We start from the raw sequence: 17,995 nt of genomic DNA on the forward strand, positions 1-17,995 counted from the left end.
GTGGCACGCAAAAGCTGCGGCCTTGCACCAACTATTTCGGGCAGCGGCCTTTAACAGGCGGCAAGCCGGCTCTACATGCAGTTGCATGCAAAAATCCCCCGCCGCCGGCCGTTTCGCGCCAACCGCCCTCATGCTCGGCAATCTCGTCACCGGCTGCTCGGTGCTGGCGCCGGCGGGGATGCTGCCGGAATTGTCGGCGGGGCTCGGCATCAGCATTCACGCGGCCGGGCTCCTGATCACCTTCGGCGCGATCACGCTGTGCATCGGTTCGCCGCTGACGGCCTGGCTCACGAGCCGCATCGAACGGCGGACGCTGCTTGCGGCCACGCTGGCGGTGCTCGCCTTCGGCAATCTCGCCTCGGCGTTCGCGCCCGACTATGCGAGCCTCCTCGTCATCCGCCTGGTGATGCTCGCGGTCGGCGCGCTCTATACGCCGCAGGCGGCCGGCACGGCGGCGCTGATCGTGCCGGCGGAGCGGCGCGGCAGCACGATTGCCTATATCTTTCTCGGCTGGTCGCTGGCGGCCGCCGTCGGCCTGCCGCTGATCACCTTCATGGCCAGCCGCTACGGCTGGCGCGCGGCCTATGGCGGGATCGGCGCGCTCGGCTGCATCAGCTTCTTGTTGTTGCTGCTGCGCCTGCCTGCCGGACTGAAGGGCACGCCGGTGGACCTGAAGACCTGGAGCGCGGTCGGCCGCGACAGGACGGTTCTGCTGCTGCTTGCGATCACCATGCTGCAAATGTCCGGGCAGTTCGTGGTGTTCACCTTCATGGGCCCGCTGCTCAAGAAGCTGACCGGGGCGGGGCCGGACGCAATCGGCATGGTGTTCGGCATCTACGGCCTCTGCGGTTTCCTCGGCGTCGTGATCGCGACCCGCATCGTCGATACCTGGGGTCCCTATCGCACCTCGCTGCTGTTCACCTGCCTGCTGCTTGCGGGCATTGCGGGCTGGGCGCTCGGCGCCGGCACGTTCGTCCTGATGGCAGGTGCCGTCGCGATCTGGGGCCTCGGCTTTGCCTCGACCAATTCGATGCAGCAGGTGCGGCTGGTCGCGACCGCGCCGCCGCTTGCGTCCGCCACCGTCGCGCTCAACACCTCCGTCCTCTATATCGGCCAGGCGGTCGGCTCCGCCATCGGCGGGCTGCTGTTCGCCCACGAGCTCCTGCACCCACTCGGCTTCGTTGCGGTCGGCTTCGTCGTGCTGGCGCTGGTGCTGGTGATCCTGACCCGGCCCGGGCCGGCTGCCGCCGCCTGAACCGGCGTTTTCGTGCGTGCAAGGTGCTTGGCAAACCGCGCGCGGGAGCGCTAGAAGGCCGGTCATGGGGACCAAAGAGAGTTGACTGAGATGAGGATGATTCTGGCGGTTGCCGCGGTGCTCTATTCAGCCTCCGCGTTTGCGCAAGCCGACAAGCCACCGATGGTGGGGGACAAGCCCTTGGTGCAGGTCAAGCCCAAGGGGACCAAAGCGGGGACCAAGGAGGCAGCGGCCAAACCGGCCGCAGCGCCGAAGGGCAAGCCGCAATCGATCGCCGCACGGCTCCAGGCCTGCCTCGATCTCGATGACGGCACCAAGGACCGCCTCAATTGCTACGACGCGGTGATCCCGCCGGCGCCGAAGCCGAAGCCGGCGAAGGCCAAGGGCTACGCCGATTGCCGTTTCTTCAAGGAAGAGGACGAGCGGCTGGCCTGCTTCAACGGTTTTGCCGAGAGCATTCCGAAGCTGCCCAAGACCTAAGGTCAAGACGCCGGACGGCTAGTCGCTGATCCGGCTCAGCACAGCCCTGAAGGCAACGCCCGGCGCTTGCAGCGCGTTGCCTTCGAATTCCGCCGCGTCGCCGTCCTCGCGGCCGGTGAGCGTCAGCGTGATCCGGTCGATGCCGAACAGCCCCTTGAAGGACGGGTCGTCGTTGTAGCGCTGGGTCGAGATCTTGACCTTGATCGCGTCGCCTTCGCCCGTATAGGTGCCCATGAAGGCGAAGGCGGAATTGCCGCCGCGCATTTTGCCATCCACCACATAGACGACACCGCACCCGGTTCCGTGAACCGTGTGGAAGTCGACCTTGTACAGTCCCTGACGCACGACCTGTCCCCGCAGAAATTCCAAATCCAACTTGGCCGGCAAACTATGATCGTTGCCAGCGGAAACAATCCGGTGGCTCACGGGGATGTCGGCCATCAACATCACATTTTGATCATGGCTTGAGAGAATTGCAGGCAGCGCACGGAAATACCGGCTGGCGCAATATCGGGACTATCGGTTCGATGCCGATGGAGTGGTCGCCGCCACGCGCGTCAGCGCCAGCGCCGGTGTCGCCGACATCTTCACCAGCACGTCCTTGAGCGGATACTGCGTCCACGCGCGGTTCACGTAGTCGCGATGGGTGATGCCGTCACCGGTTTCGACGAACACCACGCTGCCGGGACGCAAGGGGCCGTCCATGTCCTCGGAGACGCTGATGCCCTTCTGCCTGAGCATGCTCATCAGCTCGCGGTCGCGCCGCGCCGTGTAGTGAGTGTAGGAGCTGACGAAGAAGCCCGAGCGGTGGCTCGCGATCCAGGAGGCGAACTTGTCCATTTCGCCATAGACGGCGTCGAGCAGCACGACGCCGCGGACGCGGTCGCTGATGCCCCCGACCTCGAGGCTCCAGGCCGTCGGCAGGAAGCCGCCGCTATAGCCGACGATGACGATCGGCATGTTGGCGAAGGCGCGCGCGCCGTTGGGATCGCCGGTGAGGTGGGCGAGGTGGCTGGCCGATTCATCCATGAAGCGCTTGAGGCCGCCCGCCTGCCAGAATTTTCCGGCACTGGAATCGGCGGCGTCGACGGCCATCTGCGGCGCAAGCAGGATGGCATTGGCGCCGGAATCGGTGATCTGCTGCGGCACCAGCTGCCGGTCGCGCACATCGCGCTCCAGCGTCGCGCCGTTGCCGTGGAAGAACACCACGATCACGCCCGGCTTGCGGACGTCGAAATGCTCGGGGACGTGCACCAGCACGCGGCTGTCGCTGTAGGTCTCGTCCTGCCAGTAGACGCGCCCCGAATAGCTGCGGTGGCCGCGGCGGTCACCCTTGGAGATGTTGAGGAACGGCGCGTCGGAGGCAGGGTTGTTGCCGAAATAGGGGAAGGCCGACGACTTCATGCTGACGAGCGTCGTCAGGTCTTCGCGGGGCGGACGCTGGTAGGGCGCCTGCGGTGCGAGCGAAGCGACCTTGTAGGGTGCCGGCTGCGGCTGCTGCTGTACGGCGCGCTTGGGCGAGAAGTCCGACATCTGCCGTTGCAGGAAGCTCTCGCCCACCGAGGGGAAGCGCTCCTTGAACTGCGGGGCAGGGAAGCGATCCTCGAACGTGTCGCCGCTCGCAACTTGCGGATTGGTCTTGGCGACGACCTGGACATTGGCCTGCGAGTTGGCTGCGAGCGCCGTCGGATTGGGCGCTTGGCCGCATTGAACCAGCGTGAGCGACAGCGGCACCAAGGCTGAGATCAGGCCGATCCGGAGCGCACGACCGCGCCGATCGGACGGCGTCCGATCGGCACGAATGTCAGCTCTCGTTTTCGGAACGGCCCCGACCATCCACCCATGACCCCAAGTCATGACCACAAGCCCAGCGGCAATCTTGAGATAATTGAGCCGACTGGCGTTTAGGTGACGTTAAGTGTCCGGAGAAACTTCCCCACATCCGGAACGCTCAAAAGGACCACGCAATCGTGTCGTGATTGTGGGGATCGGAAACGGGATTCTCCGGTGTTTGCGCAGCTTTATCGCCTAGGACCGTGCTAAGAAGGTGCCTTGATACCTATTTCCCTTGCCTCATTTAACCCTTGTTAACCCTGCTTGAATTGACTGGATCAAACTGCACGATGCTTCCCACGAGACGTGAGGCCTGAGGTTAAGGACCCCGATGACGGCATCAGATGCGGGTACTGCGCCCTGGACTGGCCGGTTGACCGGAAGAGGGGCGGGTGTCTCCGTTCTGGTCGCAACCGCCATCGTCGTTGCCGACATGATCGGGGTCGGCGTCTTCACCAGCCTCGGCTTCCAGGTCAAGGACATCCCGTCCGGCTTCTCGATCCTGCTGCTGTGGAGCGTCGGCGGCATCGTCGCACTGTGCGGGGTGTTCTCCTACAGCGAGCTCGGCGCGATGTTTCCGCGCTCGAGCGGCGAATACAATTTCCTCGGTCGTGCCTATCATCCCGCCTTCGGCTTTCTCGCCGGCTGGGTCTCGGCGACGGTCGGCTTTGCCGCGCCGGTTGCACTCGCCGCGATGGCCTTCGGCGAATATGCCAAGTCGGTCGTCCCCGACCTGCCGCCGATCCCGCTCGCCATCGGCGTGGTGTGGCTGGTCTCGCTCGTGCAACTGACCGGCGTCAGGCACTCCTCGACCTTCCAGCTGATCTCGACCATCCTGAAGGTCGTGCTGATCGTCGCCTTCCTGGTCGCCTGCTTCATCATCGGCGTGCCGCAGCCGATCGCCTTCACGCCGCAGCCGGGCGACCTCGCGCATATCGTCAGCGCGCCCTTCGCGATCGGCCTCGTCTTCGTGATGTACTCGTTCTCGGGCTGGAATGCGGCGACCTATATCATCGGCGAGATGAACATGCCGCAGCAGAACCTGCCGCGCGCGCTGCTCGCGGGCACGCTGATCGTGCTCGTGCTGTATGTCGCATTGAATGCGGTGTTTCTCTACTCCACGCCGGTCGGCGCGCTCGCCGGCCAGCTCGATGTCGCCAGTGTCGCCGGCAGCGCCATCTTCGGCAGCCTAGGCGGCCGGATCGTCGGCGCCATGATCTGCGTCGGCCTGATCTCCTCGATCAGCGCGATGATGTGGATCGGTCCGCGCGTGATGATGACGATGGGGGAGGACATTCCGGCGCTGCGCGTGTTCTCGCGCAAGTCGACGAGCGGCGCGCCGGCCTATGCCATCCTGTTTCAGCTCGCGGTCGCGACCCTGCTGCTGTTCACGCGCAGTTTCGAGGCGGTGCTCGACTTCATCCAGTTCGCGCTCTTGTTCTGCTCGTTCTTCACGGTCGCCGGCGTGATCAAGCTGCGCATCACCGATCCTGACCTGCCGCGGCCCTATCGCGCCTGGGGATACCCCTTCACCCCCCTCGTTTTCCTGCTCGTGACCGCGTTCATGATGTACTACCTCTTGACCGAGCGGCCGGTGCAGTCGCTGTCGGGGATGCTCGTCATGCTCTCGGGCCTGTTGATTTATGCTGTTTTCCGCAGGCGGCCGGTCGCCGCTGGCACGTCACACAATCGCGAATAGACATGTTTCGACCCTTGAGAATTGCGGCCGTCGCTGTTGCCCTCCTGGCTGCGGCCGTCTCGTCCGTGCGGGCCGCCGACGTCACCTTCGACGACACCGCGCGTTTCCTTGCGGGCATGCAGCCATCGGCGGACTCGCCGCTGGTGGCGCTGACCAGAGACCCGTCCTGGCAGCATCACGCAAAATTCTTCGACGGCGCCTTTGCCCAGCTCGAGCAGCGGCAACTCTCGAAGATCCGCACCTGGTCCGACGTCAACCTGGCCGCGCCCAGGCCGACCATGTTCTACATGTTCAGCGGCCCGGACTTCCTCTACGCCGACGCCTTCTATTCCAAGGCCAGCACCTACGTGCTCGGTGCGCTGGAGCCGGTTGGCGCCGTGCCCGACCTGACGCGGCTGCCGCGCGGTTCGGTCGGCGCCGCGCTCTACAATGTCGAACGCTCGCTCGGCTCGATCCTGAGTTTCTCCTTCTTCATCACCAAGCAGATGAAGGTCGACCTGCACGCCAACCAGGTCAACGGCACCTTGCCGATCCTCTATGTCTTCCTCGCCCGCTCCGGCAAGACCATCCGCAACGTCGAGATGATTGCGCTCGACGACAAGGGCGGGATTCACGCGGGCAACGACAATCCGGGACCGAACGCGACGCGCGGCGTCCGCATCACCTTCGCCGGCAGCGATGGCGAAGTGCGCACGCTGTATTATTTCTCCACCGATCTCTCCAATCCCGGCGCGCGCGCGGCTGGATTCCTGAAGTTCTGCGAGACGCTCGGGCCCGGCAACAGCCTGCTCAAGAGCGCGTCCTATCTCTTGCACTCTGGCAACTTCACCGTCGTCCGCGACTGGCTACTGGCCAACAGCGCCACCATCATCCAGGACGATTCCGGCATTCCGCTCGCGAACTACAATGCGCGGCAATGGCGGTTCTTCCCGTTCGGCCGCTACCTCGGACCGATCGCCGAATTCCCCGGCCGTTACCAGGAGCGCTATGCCGAACTGTTCGCGCGGGCCCAGCCGATCGATTTCGGCGTCGGTTATCGCTGGCGCACGCATGAATCGAATCTGCTGCTGTCGGTGAAGGTGCCGGGAAGCGACACCGCGCCGGGGGCGGAGACCACCTCGTCCGCTGAACCGACGCCAAAGCCACCGCGCCCGAAGCGGCCGCGTCCGCCCGAATCCGTCCCGCCGTCCGGGCGTTTCTTCTGGTTCCGCTAGGCTATTTGCCGAAGTCCGGGGTTACGTCGTCGCGTTCTGAGCGACAACGACCAGAACCTCCGCCTTCTGCCGGCCGAGGCTCCGGACCTCGTGCGGCGTCTCGCCCGAAAAATACAGACAATCGCCCTTGCCGAGGACGAGCTCTTCGCCGTCGAGCTTGATCGCAATTTTCCCGTTGATCACGAAGAGCAGCTCCTCGCCGGCATGCGAGGCGCGCGTCGCCGATTTGTGCGGCGGGCTGAGGAGGAACGGCTCCATCATCTTGCGGGTGCGGCCGGTTGCCAGCGGCACCACGCCAAAGGTGTCCTGGAACAGCGGGACATTGCCGCCTTCGCGGCGGAACAGCGTGTAGCGCGGCGCGGGCTCGGCGTTCGGGTCGAAGAAGTTCGCGACGTTGACCTCGAGGGCGGCGGCCATCCGCAGCAGCGCGGCGAGCGAAGGGATCTTGAGGTTGCGCTCGACCAGCGAAATGTAGCCGCGCGTGAGGTCGCTCTGCCTGGCAAGCTGGTCCAGCGTCAGGCCCTTGGCAATCCGCGCCTGGCGGATATTGGCCCCGACCGCTGTCGCTTTGCTGACGTCAAGCACGCATGAGTCTCCTGAACTGCTGATGCTTCTTTTGCATCAGATGCTGCCGAACTGCCAGCCCGGTGGCGCGCGCAGGGCAGTTCCGGGGGACGTGCAGGTGTATTCCAAAGGAAAACTATCGCGCAGAAATTTCGAGCAGCGCCGCGGATATTGTGGGCAGGCGAGCTGGTATATCGCGAAAATCAGCCGAATAATGGTGCAATTGATGCGCTCTGCCGCGATCGGCGGCATTTGCCGCATTCCGTGCCGTTGATTTCCATTAGTAAACATGATCGATTTTACCGCCGCGGCTGCCGATGGGCTCCGCGACAGAACCAACTGCTTTCCCAGGCGCCGGTACCTTTTGGAGAGATCGATGACCGTGGCAGACGACGTAACCCTGAGCGTAGCGCCGGACGAGGCGGCGAGCTTGCGACGGATCGTGTGGTCGAGCGTGATCGGCACCGCGGTCGAATGGTACGATTTCCTCATCTACGGCACGGCGACCGCGCTGGTGTTCAACAAGGTCTTCTTCGCGGCCGGCAATCCCACGCTCGCCACCATCGCCGCCTTCGGCACCTACGCGGTCGGCTTTTTGGCGCGGCCGCTGGGCGCTGCGATCTTCGGTCATTACGGCGACCGGGTCGGCCGCAAGGCGATGCTCGCGATCACGATCATGGTGATGGGCATCGGCACCTTCCTGATCGGCTTGCTTCCGACCTATCAGCAGATCGGCATCGCCGCGCCGCTGCTCCTGATCGGCCTGCGTTTCCTCCAGGGCATCGGCCTCGGCGGCGAGTGGGGCGGGGCGGTGCTGATGGTGGTGGAGAACTGCCCGACCCACCGCCGCGGCCTGCTCGGCAGCATGGTGCAGGTCGGCAATCCCATCGGCAATCTCGCCGCGATCGGCATGTTTGCGCTGGTGGCGAGCCTGCCGGAAAGCGACTTCATGGCTTACGGCTGGCGCATTCCGTTCCTGATCTCGATCCTCCTGGTCGGCGTCGGGCTCTACATCCGCCTCAACATGGAAGAGACCGCGGCCTTCCGTCAGGTCCAGGCCAAGAAGGACGTCGCAAGCATGCCGCTGGTCGAGATCTTCAGGCATCACCGCAGGCCGTTCTTCACTGCGGTTGGTCTGAAGATCTCCGAGATCGCCTATGCCAGCATCGGCGGGGTGTTCGTGATGTCCTACGCCACGGCCAATCTCGGCCTGTCGCGCACGGTGGTGCTGAACGGCGCGTTCGCCGCATCGCTGGTCGCGCTGCTCGCCATTCCCTTGTTCGGCTGGCTGTCCGACCTCGTCGGCCGCAAGACGATGTTCTATGCGAGCTGCCTGTTCTCGGCGCTGTTTGCCTTTCCGCTGTTCTGGCTGCTCAACACCCGCGATCCCGCCGTCGTCATCTGCACCATCGTGGTCGCGATCACCTTCGGCCAGATGGTGATGTTCGGCATCGGCGCGCCCTGGTACTCCGAGCTGTTCTCCGCGCGGCTGCGTTACAGCGGCGCCTCGCTCGGATTTCAGGTCGGCGCGGCCCTGAGCGGCGGGTTGACGCCGCTGATCGCGGCGTCGCTGATGGCGTGGAGCGGCGGCGCAACCTGGCCGGTCTCGCTACTGCTGATCGCCTGCGCGGCCATCACGGCAACTGCGACCACGTTCGCGCCGGAAATGGCGAACAAGGAACTGACCTGATCCCGCGGCGCGCCGCTGCCGGCGGCGCGCCAACGCCTCTCACAAGGATTTTGTCATGCTCGACACCATCAGCGCCGGCTCGGCGCAGACGACAACGCAGCTCGGCTGGACCGGCGTGGTGCGCTTCCTCCATCTTGCCCCGCGTGCGTTCCTGCCGATGCGCGCAGTGGAAACGATCACGCTCGTCGCAGGCCGGGGGATCGGGGGCGACCGCTACATGATCGGCAACGAGGAGGGTTTTTATTCGCACAAGCCGGAAGAAGGCCGGCAGGTCACCCTGTTCGAGCTCGAGACGCTGGTCGCGCTCAAGCGTGATGCCGGCATCGAGCTCGGCCCGGAGGAGCATCGGCGCAACGTCACGGTCGAAGGCGTGCCGCTGAACCATCTGGTCGGCCGCCGCTTCTGGCTCGGGGAAACCCTGCTGGAAGCAACCCGGCTGTCGGTGCCGTGCCGGCATATCGAGGAGATCACCGGCAAGGCGATCTTCGATCCCCTCATCAATCGCTCCGGCCTGAACTGCAAGATCCTGCAAGGCGGCATCGTCAAGGTCGGCGATACCGTGCGGAACGCGGCATGAAGGTGCGTCCGATCACGACGATCAAGACGATCGTCACCGGCATCGAGGAGGCGGGGGCAGGCACAAAACTGTTCACGCTGGCCGACCCCGATCGCTGGGAGCTGCCGCCCTTCAAGCCCGGCGCGCATATCGACCTGCATCTGCCGAACGGACTTGTCCGCACCTACTCACTGTGCAACGAGCCCGCCGACAATGCGCGCTATGTTGTTGCGGTCAAGCGTGAGGCTGATGGGCGTGGCGGTTCGCGCGCGCTTCACGATGAGGTCTGTATTGGCGACGTGATCGGCGTCTCGTTGCCGCGCGGCGGGCTCGATCCCGGTGCAGGCATTGCGCGCCATGTGTTCATCGCGGGCGGCATCGGCGTGACGCCGTTCCTGTCGATGGCGCGGCACCTCGTGCAGACGGGCGATGCCGGCTTCGTGCTGCATCTGATCGTGCGCGAGGAGGTACCGCTCGCCGCGCATCTCGCGCCACTGATCGAAGCGGGCCGTGTCGTCGTGCACTGCACGTCCCGGGCCGGGCGTCCTGATCTCGCTGCGCTCATCGGGGAGGGCGGGGCGGACACGCTGGTCGCCTGTTGCGGGCCGGAAGGCATGACTGAGGATTTCGAGCAGGTCACCGCAGGCTGGCCAGCCGCCAATGTCCATATCGAGCGTTTCGTCGCGCCGCCGCCGGTCATCGATCCGGACACAAAGCCCTTCACGCTGTCACTGGCGCGCTCGGGCGCCGAGATCCAGGTCCGCGCCGGCCAGACCATGCTGGCCGCGTTGCAGGAAGGAGGCATCGACATCGCAACCTCCTGCTGCGGGGGCATCTGCGGCGCCTGCAAGGTCGGATGGATCGAGGGCAAGCCCGTGCACCGCGACCGCATCCTGTCGCCATATGAGCGCGAGCGCTATCTCATGGTTTGCGTCGCCGGATCAGACGCGGAGCGGCTGGTGCTGGATCTCTGAGCTACCAGTGCACGCTCTGGCTCGGCACGATGAACGCCGTGTTGCTGGGCGGCGTGGCCAAGCTTGTCGCCAGATACCAGCCGGAGCCGAGCACGAGCGCCAGCAGGGCGACCATGGCGAGCACATCGATTGTTCTTGGATCGTGCCCCCTTGGACTGAATTTGGGATGCGGACCAAGTCTGAAGTGAAGATGAGGGCTGATTTTCCAGCGCATTGTTGTTTCCTCCCGCGGGAGCATCAAAACAACGCGAGGAGAAAGTTCCGGTTCCACTTAGGGCAGCGATGCGCAAGCACCGCAACAAACTTAGGGTGCGTTGACGCCGCGCCAGCGGCCGTAGCGCCAGGGCAGATACCAGCGTGCGTCTTGCGGCGCGGCGAGGGGCACGTTGTCGATGCCCGACGTGCCGAACGGATTGCAGCGAAGCAGGCGCGCGAGCGTCATCCAGCCACCCGCCCAGAGCCCGAAACGTTCGATCGCCTCGTCGCCGTAGACGGAGCAGGTCGGCAGATGCCGGCAATTGTAGCCGACCAGCGGCGAGAGTGTATGGCGGTAGAGCCAGATCAGCGCGCGACCGAATCTGCGCGGGAGGCGAAGCGCGCCCTCGACGGGAGTGGAACAATGCTCGCAGGCTGAATGCTTCATGTGCGCTTTGCTGCGACGTTAAGCGAGGTGTTGCGCGGTTCCCGAGCAGGGAACAGCAAGCTGTTGTTTGCGCGCCATATTTTACGTGCTTTTTGGGAGCAGTGCAGCAAGTACCTGTGGACGATCTGTATTCGCCCGGATACCATTTTTATGACGCCCGCGTGTAGAAACATACGCCTGTATGATGGACTCAGAGGGCGCTACCGGGGATTGTTGGGGGACCTTTGGGGCTTGGGGAAGGAACCAGATTGAGACTTCTGAACTCCCTTGATCGTCGCGGCTGGTTGGTGCTTGGGGCCGCCGCATTCGGCATCGCCCTGACCGGAGCTGTCGCTACGACCGGCACCAAGGCTCACGCTGGCGCGGCCCTCGAAGAGCGCAAGCTGCCGATGAAGTTCAGCTGGGTCGCCTGCGAGCCGAACTGCCGCGGCTGGGTCAGTGCGGTTGGCATCATTACCGCCGATACGCCCAAGGATTTCGAGGAATTTTCGCGCGGGCGCCAGCTCGGCGGCGCCACTGTCGTGCTCGATTCCAGCGGTGGTTCCGTCAACGACGCGATCACGCTCGGCAGGCGCTTCCGCAATCTCGGGCTTTTGACCACGGTCGGTATCAGCGTTCAGAACCGCGGCGGGCAGTCGGCCCGTCCGGCGGTCGCGCCCGAGGCCTATTGCGAATCCATGTGCGTGTTCCTGCTGCTGGCCGGCAAGAAGCGCTACGTGCCGGACGCCGCCCATGTCCGCGTCCACCAGATCTGGATGGGCGATCGCGCCGACGATGCCAAGGCGGCGAGCTACAGCGCGCAGGACCTGATGATCGTGGAACGCGACATCGGCCGGCTCGCCAAATACACCTTCGACATGGGCGGCGCCGGCGATCTTTTGTCGCTCGCGCTCAGCGTCCCGCCCTGGGAAGATCTGCATGAGCTGGACACCGGAGAGCTCAAGCTCACCAATCTCGTGACGACGGATCTGGTGGCCGACGTGCTGCCGCATGTGGACGTCACAGCGCCGGCCATGGCGGAGCTGGCGCCGAAGACGCAGGCCAGGTTCGGTGTGGAACCGGAGCAGCCGGCCAAGTCGACCAAGACGGCGGAAGCCGTGGTGCCGACGGGTGGGGTGGCGACGCCGAGCGCGGCCTCGCCGAAGTAGGATCTTAAATCTTGGCAGTCATTCCGGGGCGCGCGTAGCGCGAACCTGGAATCTCGCGCTGTAATCTCCGGATTCCGGGATCGTCGCTTTGCGACGCCCCGGAATGACGCGGGCGGTTCAGCCCTGCGCCGTTGCCGGCTGCTTCGCCTTGGCCTCGATCTGACCGATGGCATCGACGACGGCATCGAAGGTCAGGAGCGTCGAGGCATGTCGCGCCTTGTAGTCGCGCACCGGCTCGAGGAACTTGATCTCTTCCCATTTGCCTTCAGGAGGCGCGCCGTTCTCCTTGAGCATCTTGCGAACGGTTTCGCGTAACTCCCGGAGTTCACTCGCAGTCGAGCCGACGACGTGACTTGCCATGATGGATGAGGAGGCCTGTCCCAGCGCACAGGCCTTCACGTCATGGGCGAAGTCGGTGACGGTGTCGCCGTCCATCTTGAGATCGACCTTCACGGTCGAGCCGCACAATTTGGAGTGGGCAGTCGCGGTGGCATCGGGGGCGGACAGCCGCCCGAGGCGCGGAATATTCCCGGCCAACTCGATGATCCGCTTGTTATAAATGTCGTTCAGCATGTGATGGAGTCCAACACTTCCGCACCGGATCGGCCTTGGCGGGCGCCGTCCAGGGTCCTATATAGGGTCGGAACGGGTGGAAAAACAGTCCAGCGGCCCGGCAGTGGTGATCCAGGACCACGCGGGCGACGTGAGAGATTGCGGACCTTTTTCGCCAAAACTTTAGTCTTCAGGCGTCCGGCGGCTTGCCGCCCCGTCTGCCGGTGACACTCCGGCCGCAAGGCCGTCGAACGGAGTCGATATGGACGCTACGATCAAATCCATCCGCCCGAGCAAGCCCTCCGACCGGCAGCCCGAGGGCCGCCCGGCCGAGCTTGACCCTGCCGAATTCCTCGCGGCCGCCGTCCGCGCCGACCAGCCGCGCCCCGCGCGCGCGCAAGCGGAAGCGGCGGTGAAGACGCTGCTCGCCTATATCGGCGAGAACACCGAGCGCGAGGGTCTCTTGGACACGCCGCGCCGCGTGGTCGAGGCCTTCGACGAGCTCTATCAGGGCTACCACCAATGCCCGGCCGAGGTGCTCGACCGCACCTTTGGCGAGACCGCCGGCTATGACGACTTCGTGCTGGTGCGCGATATCGAGTTCACCTCGCAGTGCGAGCACCACATGATGCCGTTCTACGGCAAGGCGCACATCGCCTATACGCCGGTGGAGCGCGTCGTCGGCCTGTCGAAGCTTGCCCGCCTGACGGATATCTTCGCCCGCAGGCTCCAGACCCAGGAGCATCTGACGGCGCAGATTGCCGCGGCCATCGACGAGGTCCTGAAGCCCCGCGGCGTTGCCGTGCTGATCGAGGCCGAGCATACCTGCATGTCGGTGCGCGGCGTCGCCAAGCATGGCGCTTCCACGTTCACCAGCCGCTTTACCGGCATGTTCCGCGACAATCCGGCGGAGCAGGCCCGTTTCCTGTCCCTGGTGCGAGGCACGCGCTGACCTCGCGAGTTGACTGGCGAGGTTCCTGTGTCCGATCACTCCCATGAGATCGAGGAAGGGCTATCCTTCCAGCCGCGCTTCGACGCAAGCGGCCTCGTGACCTGCGTGGCGACCGACGTTGCCACCGGCGACGTGCTCATGGTCGCCCACATGAACGACGAGGCGCTGCGCAGGACGATTGCGACCGGCGAGGCCTGGTACTTCAGCCGCTCGCGCAATGCCTTGTGGCGCAAAGGTGAGACATCGGGTCAGACCCAGCGCGTGGTCGAGATGCGCACCGATTGCGACCAAGACGCGGTCTGGATCCGCGTCGAGCAGATCGGCGCGGCCTGCCACACCGGCCGCCGGTCCTGCTTCTACCGCAAGGTCGAGGCCGAGGACGGGGGAGCGAAACTGGTCTTCACCGACGCCGAGCGGCTGTTCGATCCCAGCGACGTCTATAAGAAGTAGCACTCCGTCATTCCGGGGCGGCTCGAAGAGCCGAACCCGGAATCCATTGTTAGGCATCACGCATGGCTCGATGGATTCCGGGCTCGCGCTACGCGCGCCCCGGAATGACGGAGAGGTCGGAATTAACCCCGCATTAACCATACCTGTCTCACGGTGAGACGACAGGACGCCGAATTGCCGGCGTCGCTCAACGCCGCGCGGGGCGGGCACTTCATCATGTCGGTCGACAATTCCAGTGCCTCTCAGACGGCGGTTCTCGATCCGTCGCGGGCGCGTGTCGCCGGTGCGATCAAGCAGGCCTCGAACGTCAGTGGCGTCAGCTTCCAATACATGCTGACCACCGCAAAGATGGAATCGGATTTCGATCCGACGGCGGGGGCCACGACATCGTCCGCGCACGGGCTTTACCAGTTCATCGACCAGACCTGGCTCGGCACGGTGAAGGAGGCGGGGACCCAGCTCGGCTATGGCAACTACGCCGACGCCATCACCAGGACCTCGTCGGGCTCCTACACTGTTGACGATCTCGCCATGAAGCGGTCGATCATGAAGCTGCGCGACGACCCGGAGGCTGCCTCGAGCATGGCGGCGGCGCTGACGCAGTCGAACAGCTTCAAGCTCACCGGTCTGCTCGGCCGCAGGCCGTCCGACAGCGAGCTCTACATGGCGCATTTCATGGGCGTCGGCGGCGCCGCAAAACTGATCGCCAATGCCGAGGACAATCCGCAAGCGGTCGGCGCGCGGCTGTTTCCCAACGCGGCATCCGCCAACCGTTCGATCTTCTACGCCAGGGATGGCCGCGCCCGCAGCGTCTCCGAAGTCTATTCGGTGCTGGACGCGCGCTATGCGAGCGCGGCAAATTCGAAGACCACGCGCAGCGCGATGGCGATGTATGGCGGCACGCCGTCGACGACGCAGGTCGCGAGTGTAAATGCCGTGCTGCCCACCACGCCGGTGATCGACAACGCCGCTTATCTCCAGACCTTTCCGGATGCGCGCGGCGTGACGCCGGTGAGCGCGACATCCTCGACGACAGTCGCGGACAATGCACCGGTCGCGCCGGCCTTCCGTTCAATCTATCAGCCCGGCGATGCCACGCAGCCGGTCTCGACGACCGTGCAGAAATTGTGGGGCAACAACGCCTCGCTCACCTCGGTCGCGCCCGCGACCTCGGTCGCATCGGCGACGCCGGATGTGCGGCCGCCGCAGCCGCTCGATCTCTTCAGCGATCGCAGCGGCACGTTCTCGAGCTGACATTTCGCCTTTCGCGTCCGGGGCACGTCAACAGGCCGCCTTGGTTCCCTTAACAAAACGTCAATAAAACCAGCCAGTTATGGTGAACGCTTTGTTAAGCGTCGTGGTTTATTTTGTGTTGCAGGTGACGAGCCGTCACCATTTTCGTTTGTTGTGTAAGCCGGAAGCAGCATGATTGTTCGGCAGTTCATCAATTGGATCAGGACGGCGCCCGCCGGCGAGCGGGCCGAGGCAACACGGGCACTGGCCCGGGCCTGGCTGATCTCAGACTTGTCCCATGACGATCGCGTCGCCGCCGAAGGCGCGCTTCTGATGCTGCTCGACGATCCCTCGCCGCTGGTGCGGCAGGCGATGGCGGAGGCCTTTGCGCGCAGCACGGATGCCCCGGCGGCGATCGTGCGGGCGCTGTCGGCGGACCAGCCGACCGTCGCGCTGCCCGTGCTCGAGCATTCTCCGCTGCTGATCGATGCCGATCTCGTCGACATCGTCGCAACCGGCAATGATGAGGTGCAGTGCGCGGTCGCGCGCCGCATCGCGCTGCCGGTGTCGGTCTGCGCTGCCATCGCCGAAGTCGGCTGTGCAGCGGCTGCGCTCGAGCTGATCGAGAATCCCCACGCCGAACTCGCGCCGTTCTCCTGGAACCGCATCGTCGACCGTCACGGCCATCTCGCCGCGATCCGCGAGGCGATGCTGGTGCTGGAGGATCTGCCGGCCGTAACGCGCGCGGCGCTGGTGGCAAAGCTCTCGGAGACGCTGGCGCAATTCGTCGTCGCGCGGAACTGGCTGAGTGCCGATCGCGCCGACCGCATCACCATCGAGGCGCGCGACCGCTCCACCATCAACATCGCGGCGCGCTCGCGCGGCGAGGACATGCAGGGGCTGGTACATCATTTGCGCGTCACCGGCCAGCTGACCGCGGGCCTGATCCTGCGCGCGCTGCTGTCGAGCAATCTCGACCTGTTCGACGCCGCGCTGGCTGAACTCGCCGATTTGCCGCTGGCGCGCGTCACCGCGCTGCTGCACGACCGCGGCGGCAACAGCCTGCACGCGCTGCTCCGCCGCGCCGGGCTTCCCGAGGCGACGTTTGCGGCGTTCCAGGTGGCGCTCGATGCCTGCCACGAGCAGGGCTTCGTCGACAGCGACGACGGCGCGGTGCGGCTGCGCCGGCGCATGGTCGAGCGCGTGCTCACCCATTGCGAGACCGACCGCGGCGCCACCGAGCCGCTGATGGTCCTGCTCCGCCGCTTCGCCACCGAGTCTGCGCGCGAAGAGGCAAGGCTGTTCTGCGACGAGCTGGTCGCGGACGACACGGTCGATCCGGTTTATGACGATCTGATCGCGGCGTAACGAGACGCCGTAGGGTGGGCAAAGGCGCGTAGCGCGGTGCCCACCATCTCTCCACGCAGCTCATGTTGATTGGTGGGTACGCTTCGCTTTGCCCACCCTACGTTCTGGTCGTGTCGATGGAGCAGCCTGAGGCTCTGTCATTGCTTCGCTGCGCTCGCAATGACAAGACGCGAGAGTGTTTACTCCGCCGGCACGATGCTCGGCGCCAGGATCACCTCAAGGTGCTCGGGGCGGTCGCGGTTGACGTCGGCGAGGTAGTCGTCGGCGACCTTGCGCAGGCGCCGGCTGAGCTCGGCGGAGACGCTGATGCTGTCGAGCTTGGTGTTCTCGTGCACGATGGCCAGGATGGCGTTGATGTGGTGCGTGAACAGCTCGGCCGGCACCCTTTCGAGATCGGGCGCGTGCTCGATGACGCGGCACAGGCTCTCGGCGACTCCCGCCGCGGCCGGATAGCCGAATGTCGCAGCGTCGCCCTTGATGTCGTGCGCGGCGCGGAACAGCTCGTCGCGCCTGTCCTTGGTGAAACCGTCATGGCGGATGGCGACGTAGGCGGCGGACAGGCGGTTGACCTCTGTCGTCATCCAGTCCTTGAACTCGCCGGCGAGGCCGGCGAGCGCCTGCTCGGCGCGGCTGACCGGGTCGTCCAGGTCCTTTTCTTCGACACGACGCAGAACCCTGCGCAGCGGATTGGGCTGCGTGATGATTTGATGCGTGGCGAAGGCCGTGACCTCGATGTCCTTTGCGCTGTTCTTCGCCATGATACCTGCCTCGCGTGAGACGTTGCGCTAGATGGAGGAGCGGGCCTTGTCGAGCAGCGAGGGCTGCTGCAGCACCTCGTGCTTTTCGCCGACACGGCGCTCAGGGCCCATATAGGCGGAGTTGGTGTTGCGGCGCCGGTCCGGACCGAAATAGGTCTTGGTCTTGATGAAGGGCCGGGGATTGGCGACCACGTTGAGGATGCGCTGATAGAGCCCCTTGGCCGAGATCGGCTTGGCCAGGAATTCGGTGACGCCGGCATCGCGCGCGACCGTGACGCGGCGCTTCTCGGAATGGCCGGTCAGCATGATGATCGGCGCGTAAGGATTGCCCTTGGATTCCGGCTGCCGGATCATCTGCGCGAGCTCGAGCCCGTCGAAGATCGGCATCGCCCAGTCGGTGATGACGATGTCGGGCACGTAGTGGCTGTACATTTCCAGCGCCGTGGCGCCGTCCTCGGCCTCGTAAACTTCGCGCGCGCCGAAGGAATGCAGCAGCGTCCGCAGGATGCGGCGCATGTGCGGATTGTCGTCGCAGACGAGGAAGCGCAGCTTGTTGAAATCGATGCGGAACATGACGCCTGGGCCAGAGCGGTCAACCTTCGTTAACCATATCGTGGCGGGGGTTA

At 65.0% G+C, this 17,995-nt stretch carries 21 protein-coding genes; 12 read left to right on the top strand and 9 right to left on the bottom strand.

Annotated features, from left to right (window positions below):
• Positions 1-85 precede the first annotated feature (85 nt).
• Complete coding sequence (locus AB5K84_RS18600) at positions 86-1,255, top strand: MFS transporter (RefSeq protein ID WP_110116436.1); 1,170 nt, start codon at positions 86-88, stop codon at positions 1,253-1,255.
• A gap of 90 nt (positions 1,256-1,345) precedes the next feature.
• Positions 1,346-1,735 carry a hypothetical protein gene (locus AB5K84_RS18605; RefSeq protein ID WP_011088283.1) on the top strand — a complete coding sequence of 130 codons (390 nt, stop codon included), beginning with the start codon at positions 1,346-1,348 and terminating at the stop codon, positions 1,733-1,735.
• A gap of 18 nt (positions 1,736-1,753) precedes the next feature.
• On the opposite strand, the gene AB5K84_RS18610 is transcribed toward AB5K84_RS18605, so the two are convergent.
• Entirely contained in the window at positions 1,754-2,176 is a 423-nt protein-coding gene (locus AB5K84_RS18610) for a GrlR family regulatory protein (RefSeq protein WP_231166515.1), read from the bottom strand.
• A gap of 75 nt (positions 2,177-2,251) precedes the next feature.
• Positions 2,252-3,571, bottom strand: a complete 1,320-nt coding sequence (locus tag AB5K84_RS18615) for an alpha/beta hydrolase (RefSeq protein ID WP_162603607.1) — start codon at positions 3,569-3,571, stop codon at positions 2,252-2,254.
• A 328-nt stretch (positions 3,572-3,899) separates the two neighbouring features.
• Here AB5K84_RS18615 and AB5K84_RS18620 point away from each other — a divergent pair, with 328 nt between their 5' ends.
• Together AB5K84_RS18620 and AB5K84_RS18625 are read left to right on the top strand one after the other, a co-directional pair.
• Positions 3,900-5,267 (top strand): APC family permease, encoded by a 1,368-nt coding sequence (locus tag AB5K84_RS18620; RefSeq protein WP_110116434.1) that lies wholly within the window; start codon positions 3,900-3,902, stop codon positions 5,265-5,267.
• A 2-nt stretch (positions 5,268-5,269) separates the two neighbouring features.
• Entirely contained in the window at positions 5,270-6,481 is a 1,212-nt protein-coding gene (locus AB5K84_RS18625) for a hypothetical protein (RefSeq protein WP_011088279.1), read from the top strand.
• A gap of 21 nt (positions 6,482-6,502) precedes the next feature.
• Here AB5K84_RS18625 and AB5K84_RS18630 read toward each other — a convergent pair whose 3' ends face one another.
• Together AB5K84_RS18630 and AB5K84_RS18635 are read right to left on the bottom strand one after the other, a co-directional pair.
• The gene (locus AB5K84_RS18630) at positions 6,503-7,066 is read right to left on the bottom strand and encodes a helix-turn-helix domain-containing protein (protein WP_011088278.1); all 564 of its coding nucleotides are present in this window, start codon (positions 7,064-7,066) and stop codon (positions 6,503-6,505) included.
• A 36-nt stretch (positions 7,067-7,102) separates the two neighbouring features.
• Positions 7,103-7,297: a hypothetical protein gene (locus AB5K84_RS18635; RefSeq protein ID WP_028175869.1), complete on the bottom strand. Its 195-nt coding sequence runs from the start codon at positions 7,295-7,297 to the stop codon at positions 7,103-7,105.
• 124 nt (positions 7,298-7,421) lie between these two features.
• Between AB5K84_RS18635 and AB5K84_RS18640 the strand changes: the two genes are divergently transcribed.
• From AB5K84_RS18640 to AB5K84_RS18650, 3 genes are read left to right on the top strand one after another with little or no spacing between them, the layout of a single operon-like run.
• Positions 7,422-8,735: an MFS transporter gene (locus AB5K84_RS18640; RefSeq protein WP_011088277.1), complete on the top strand. Its 1,314-nt coding sequence runs from the start codon at positions 7,422-7,424 to the stop codon at positions 8,733-8,735.
• A 55-nt stretch (positions 8,736-8,790) separates the two neighbouring features.
• A complete protein-coding gene (locus tag AB5K84_RS18645) occupies positions 8,791-9,312 on the top strand; it encodes an MOSC domain-containing protein (RefSeq protein ID WP_011088276.1) in 522 nt (173 codons plus the stop codon).
• Entirely contained in the window at positions 9,309-10,265 is a 957-nt protein-coding gene (locus tag AB5K84_RS18650; protein ID WP_110116433.1) for a PDR/VanB family oxidoreductase, read from the top strand. Before AB5K84_RS18645 ends, AB5K84_RS18650 begins: the two co-directional genes overlap by 4 nt.
• A gap of 1 nt (position 10,266) precedes the next feature.
• On the opposite strand, the gene AB5K84_RS18655 is transcribed toward AB5K84_RS18650, so the two are convergent.
• Entirely contained in the window at positions 10,267-10,479 is a 213-nt protein-coding gene (locus tag AB5K84_RS18655; protein ID WP_038967523.1) for a hypothetical protein, read from the bottom strand.
• A gap of 90 nt (positions 10,480-10,569) precedes the next feature.
• Positions 10,570-10,908 carry a membrane protein insertion efficiency factor YidD gene (yidD, locus tag AB5K84_RS18660; RefSeq protein WP_011088273.1) on the bottom strand — a complete coding sequence of 113 codons (339 nt, stop codon included), beginning with the start codon at positions 10,906-10,908 and terminating at the stop codon, positions 10,570-10,572.
• A gap of 248 nt (positions 10,909-11,156) precedes the next feature.
• Here yidD and AB5K84_RS18665 point away from each other — a divergent pair, with 248 nt between their 5' ends.
• Positions 11,157-12,056, top strand: a complete 900-nt coding sequence (locus AB5K84_RS18665; RefSeq protein WP_028175874.1) for a hypothetical protein — start codon at positions 11,157-11,159, stop codon at positions 12,054-12,056.
• Positions 12,057-12,173: 117 nt separating this feature from the next.
• On the opposite strand, the gene AB5K84_RS18670 is transcribed toward AB5K84_RS18665, so the two are convergent.
• On the bottom strand, positions 12,174-12,629 hold the full coding sequence (locus AB5K84_RS18670; protein ID WP_011088271.1) for an iron-sulfur cluster assembly scaffold protein: 456 nt from the start codon (positions 12,627-12,629) through the stop codon (positions 12,174-12,176).
• A gap of 241 nt (positions 12,630-12,870) precedes the next feature.
• Between AB5K84_RS18670 and folE the strand changes: the two genes are divergently transcribed.
• From folE to AB5K84_RS18690, 4 genes are all read left to right on the top strand, one after another.
• Positions 12,871-13,560 (top strand): GTP cyclohydrolase I FolE, encoded by a 690-nt coding sequence (gene folE / locus AB5K84_RS18675; RefSeq protein ID WP_110116432.1) that lies wholly within the window; start codon positions 12,871-12,873, stop codon positions 13,558-13,560.
• Positions 13,561-13,587: 27 nt separating this feature from the next.
• Complete coding sequence (hisI, locus tag AB5K84_RS18680) at positions 13,588-14,010, top strand: phosphoribosyl-AMP cyclohydrolase (protein WP_110116431.1); 423 nt, start codon at positions 13,588-13,590, stop codon at positions 14,008-14,010.
• A 174-nt stretch (positions 14,011-14,184) separates the two neighbouring features.
• Positions 14,185-15,264 (top strand): lytic transglycosylase domain-containing protein, encoded by a 1,080-nt coding sequence (locus AB5K84_RS18685; protein ID WP_162603606.1) that lies wholly within the window; start codon positions 14,185-14,187, stop codon positions 15,262-15,264.
• A gap of 171 nt (positions 15,265-15,435) precedes the next feature.
• Positions 15,436-16,611, top strand: coding sequence for a DUF2336 domain-containing protein (locus tag AB5K84_RS18690; protein ID WP_097532335.1), 1,176 nt, complete (start codon positions 15,436-15,438; stop codon positions 16,609-16,611).
• Positions 16,612-16,790: 179 nt separating this feature from the next.
• Here the strand turns inward: AB5K84_RS18690 and AB5K84_RS18695 are convergent, their stop codons facing one another.
• The gene (locus AB5K84_RS18695) at positions 16,791-17,369 is read right to left on the bottom strand and encodes an Hpt domain-containing protein (RefSeq protein ID WP_011088266.1); all 579 of its coding nucleotides are present in this window, start codon (positions 17,367-17,369) and stop codon (positions 16,791-16,793) included.
• Positions 17,370-17,396: 27 nt separating this feature from the next.
• Complete coding sequence (locus AB5K84_RS18700) at positions 17,397-17,942, bottom strand: response regulator (RefSeq protein WP_008549760.1); 546 nt, start codon at positions 17,940-17,942, stop codon at positions 17,397-17,399.
• Positions 17,943-17,995: the final 53 nt, after the last annotated feature.

The sequence above is a fragment of the Bradyrhizobium sp. 1200_D9_N1_1 genome, assembly GCF_052075915.1.
GTDB classification, from domain to species: domain Bacteria; phylum Pseudomonadota; class Alphaproteobacteria; order Rhizobiales; family Xanthobacteraceae; genus Bradyrhizobium; species Bradyrhizobium diazoefficiens.

Bases quoted from the DNA above. Each gene is read 5' to 3' on its own strand.
- AB5K84_RS18600 (WP_110116436.1), top strand. From the start codon at position 86: ATGCAAAAATCCCCCGCCGCCGGCCGTTTCGCGCCAACCGCCCTCATG.
- AB5K84_RS18700 (WP_008549760.1), bottom strand. From the start codon at position 17,942: ATGTTCCGCATCGATTTCAACAAGCTGCGCTTCCTCGTCTGCGACGAC.
- yidD (WP_011088273.1), bottom strand. From the start codon at position 10,908: ATGAAGCATTCAGCCTGCGAGCATTGTTCCACTCCCGTCGAGGGCGCG.
- AB5K84_RS18690 (WP_097532335.1), top strand. From the start codon at position 15,436: ATGATTGTTCGGCAGTTCATCAATTGGATCAGGACGGCGCCCGCCGGC.
- AB5K84_RS18620 (WP_110116434.1), top strand. From the start codon at position 3,900: ATGACGGCATCAGATGCGGGTACTGCGCCCTGGACTGGCCGGTTGACC.
- AB5K84_RS18650 (WP_110116433.1), top strand. From the start codon at position 9,309: ATGAAGGTGCGTCCGATCACGACGATCAAGACGATCGTCACCGGCATC.
- AB5K84_RS18635 (WP_028175869.1), bottom strand. From the start codon at position 7,297: ATGCCGCCGATCGCGGCAGAGCGCATCAATTGCACCATTATTCGGCTG.
- AB5K84_RS18670 (WP_011088271.1), bottom strand. From the start codon at position 12,629: ATGCTGAACGACATTTATAACAAGCGGATCATCGAGTTGGCCGGGAAT.
- AB5K84_RS18655 (WP_038967523.1), bottom strand. From the start codon at position 10,479: ATGCGCTGGAAAATCAGCCCTCATCTTCACTTCAGACTTGGTCCGCAT.
- AB5K84_RS18610 (WP_231166515.1), bottom strand. From the start codon at position 2,176: ATGGCCGACATCCCCGTGAGCCACCGGATTGTTTCCGCTGGCAACGAT.
- AB5K84_RS18605 (WP_011088283.1), top strand. From the start codon at position 1,346: ATGAGGATGATTCTGGCGGTTGCCGCGGTGCTCTATTCAGCCTCCGCG.
- folE (WP_110116432.1), top strand. From the start codon at position 12,871: ATGGACGCTACGATCAAATCCATCCGCCCGAGCAAGCCCTCCGACCGG.
- AB5K84_RS18625 (WP_011088279.1), top strand. From the start codon at position 5,270: ATGTTTCGACCCTTGAGAATTGCGGCCGTCGCTGTTGCCCTCCTGGCT.
- AB5K84_RS18615 (WP_162603607.1), bottom strand. From the start codon at position 3,571: ATGGTCGGGGCCGTTCCGAAAACGAGAGCTGACATTCGTGCCGATCGG.
- AB5K84_RS18640 (WP_011088277.1), top strand. From the start codon at position 7,422: ATGACCGTGGCAGACGACGTAACCCTGAGCGTAGCGCCGGACGAGGCG.
- AB5K84_RS18695 (WP_011088266.1), bottom strand. From the start codon at position 17,369: ATGGCGAAGAACAGCGCAAAGGACATCGAGGTCACGGCCTTCGCCACG.
- AB5K84_RS18645 (WP_011088276.1), top strand. From the start codon at position 8,791: ATGCTCGACACCATCAGCGCCGGCTCGGCGCAGACGACAACGCAGCTC.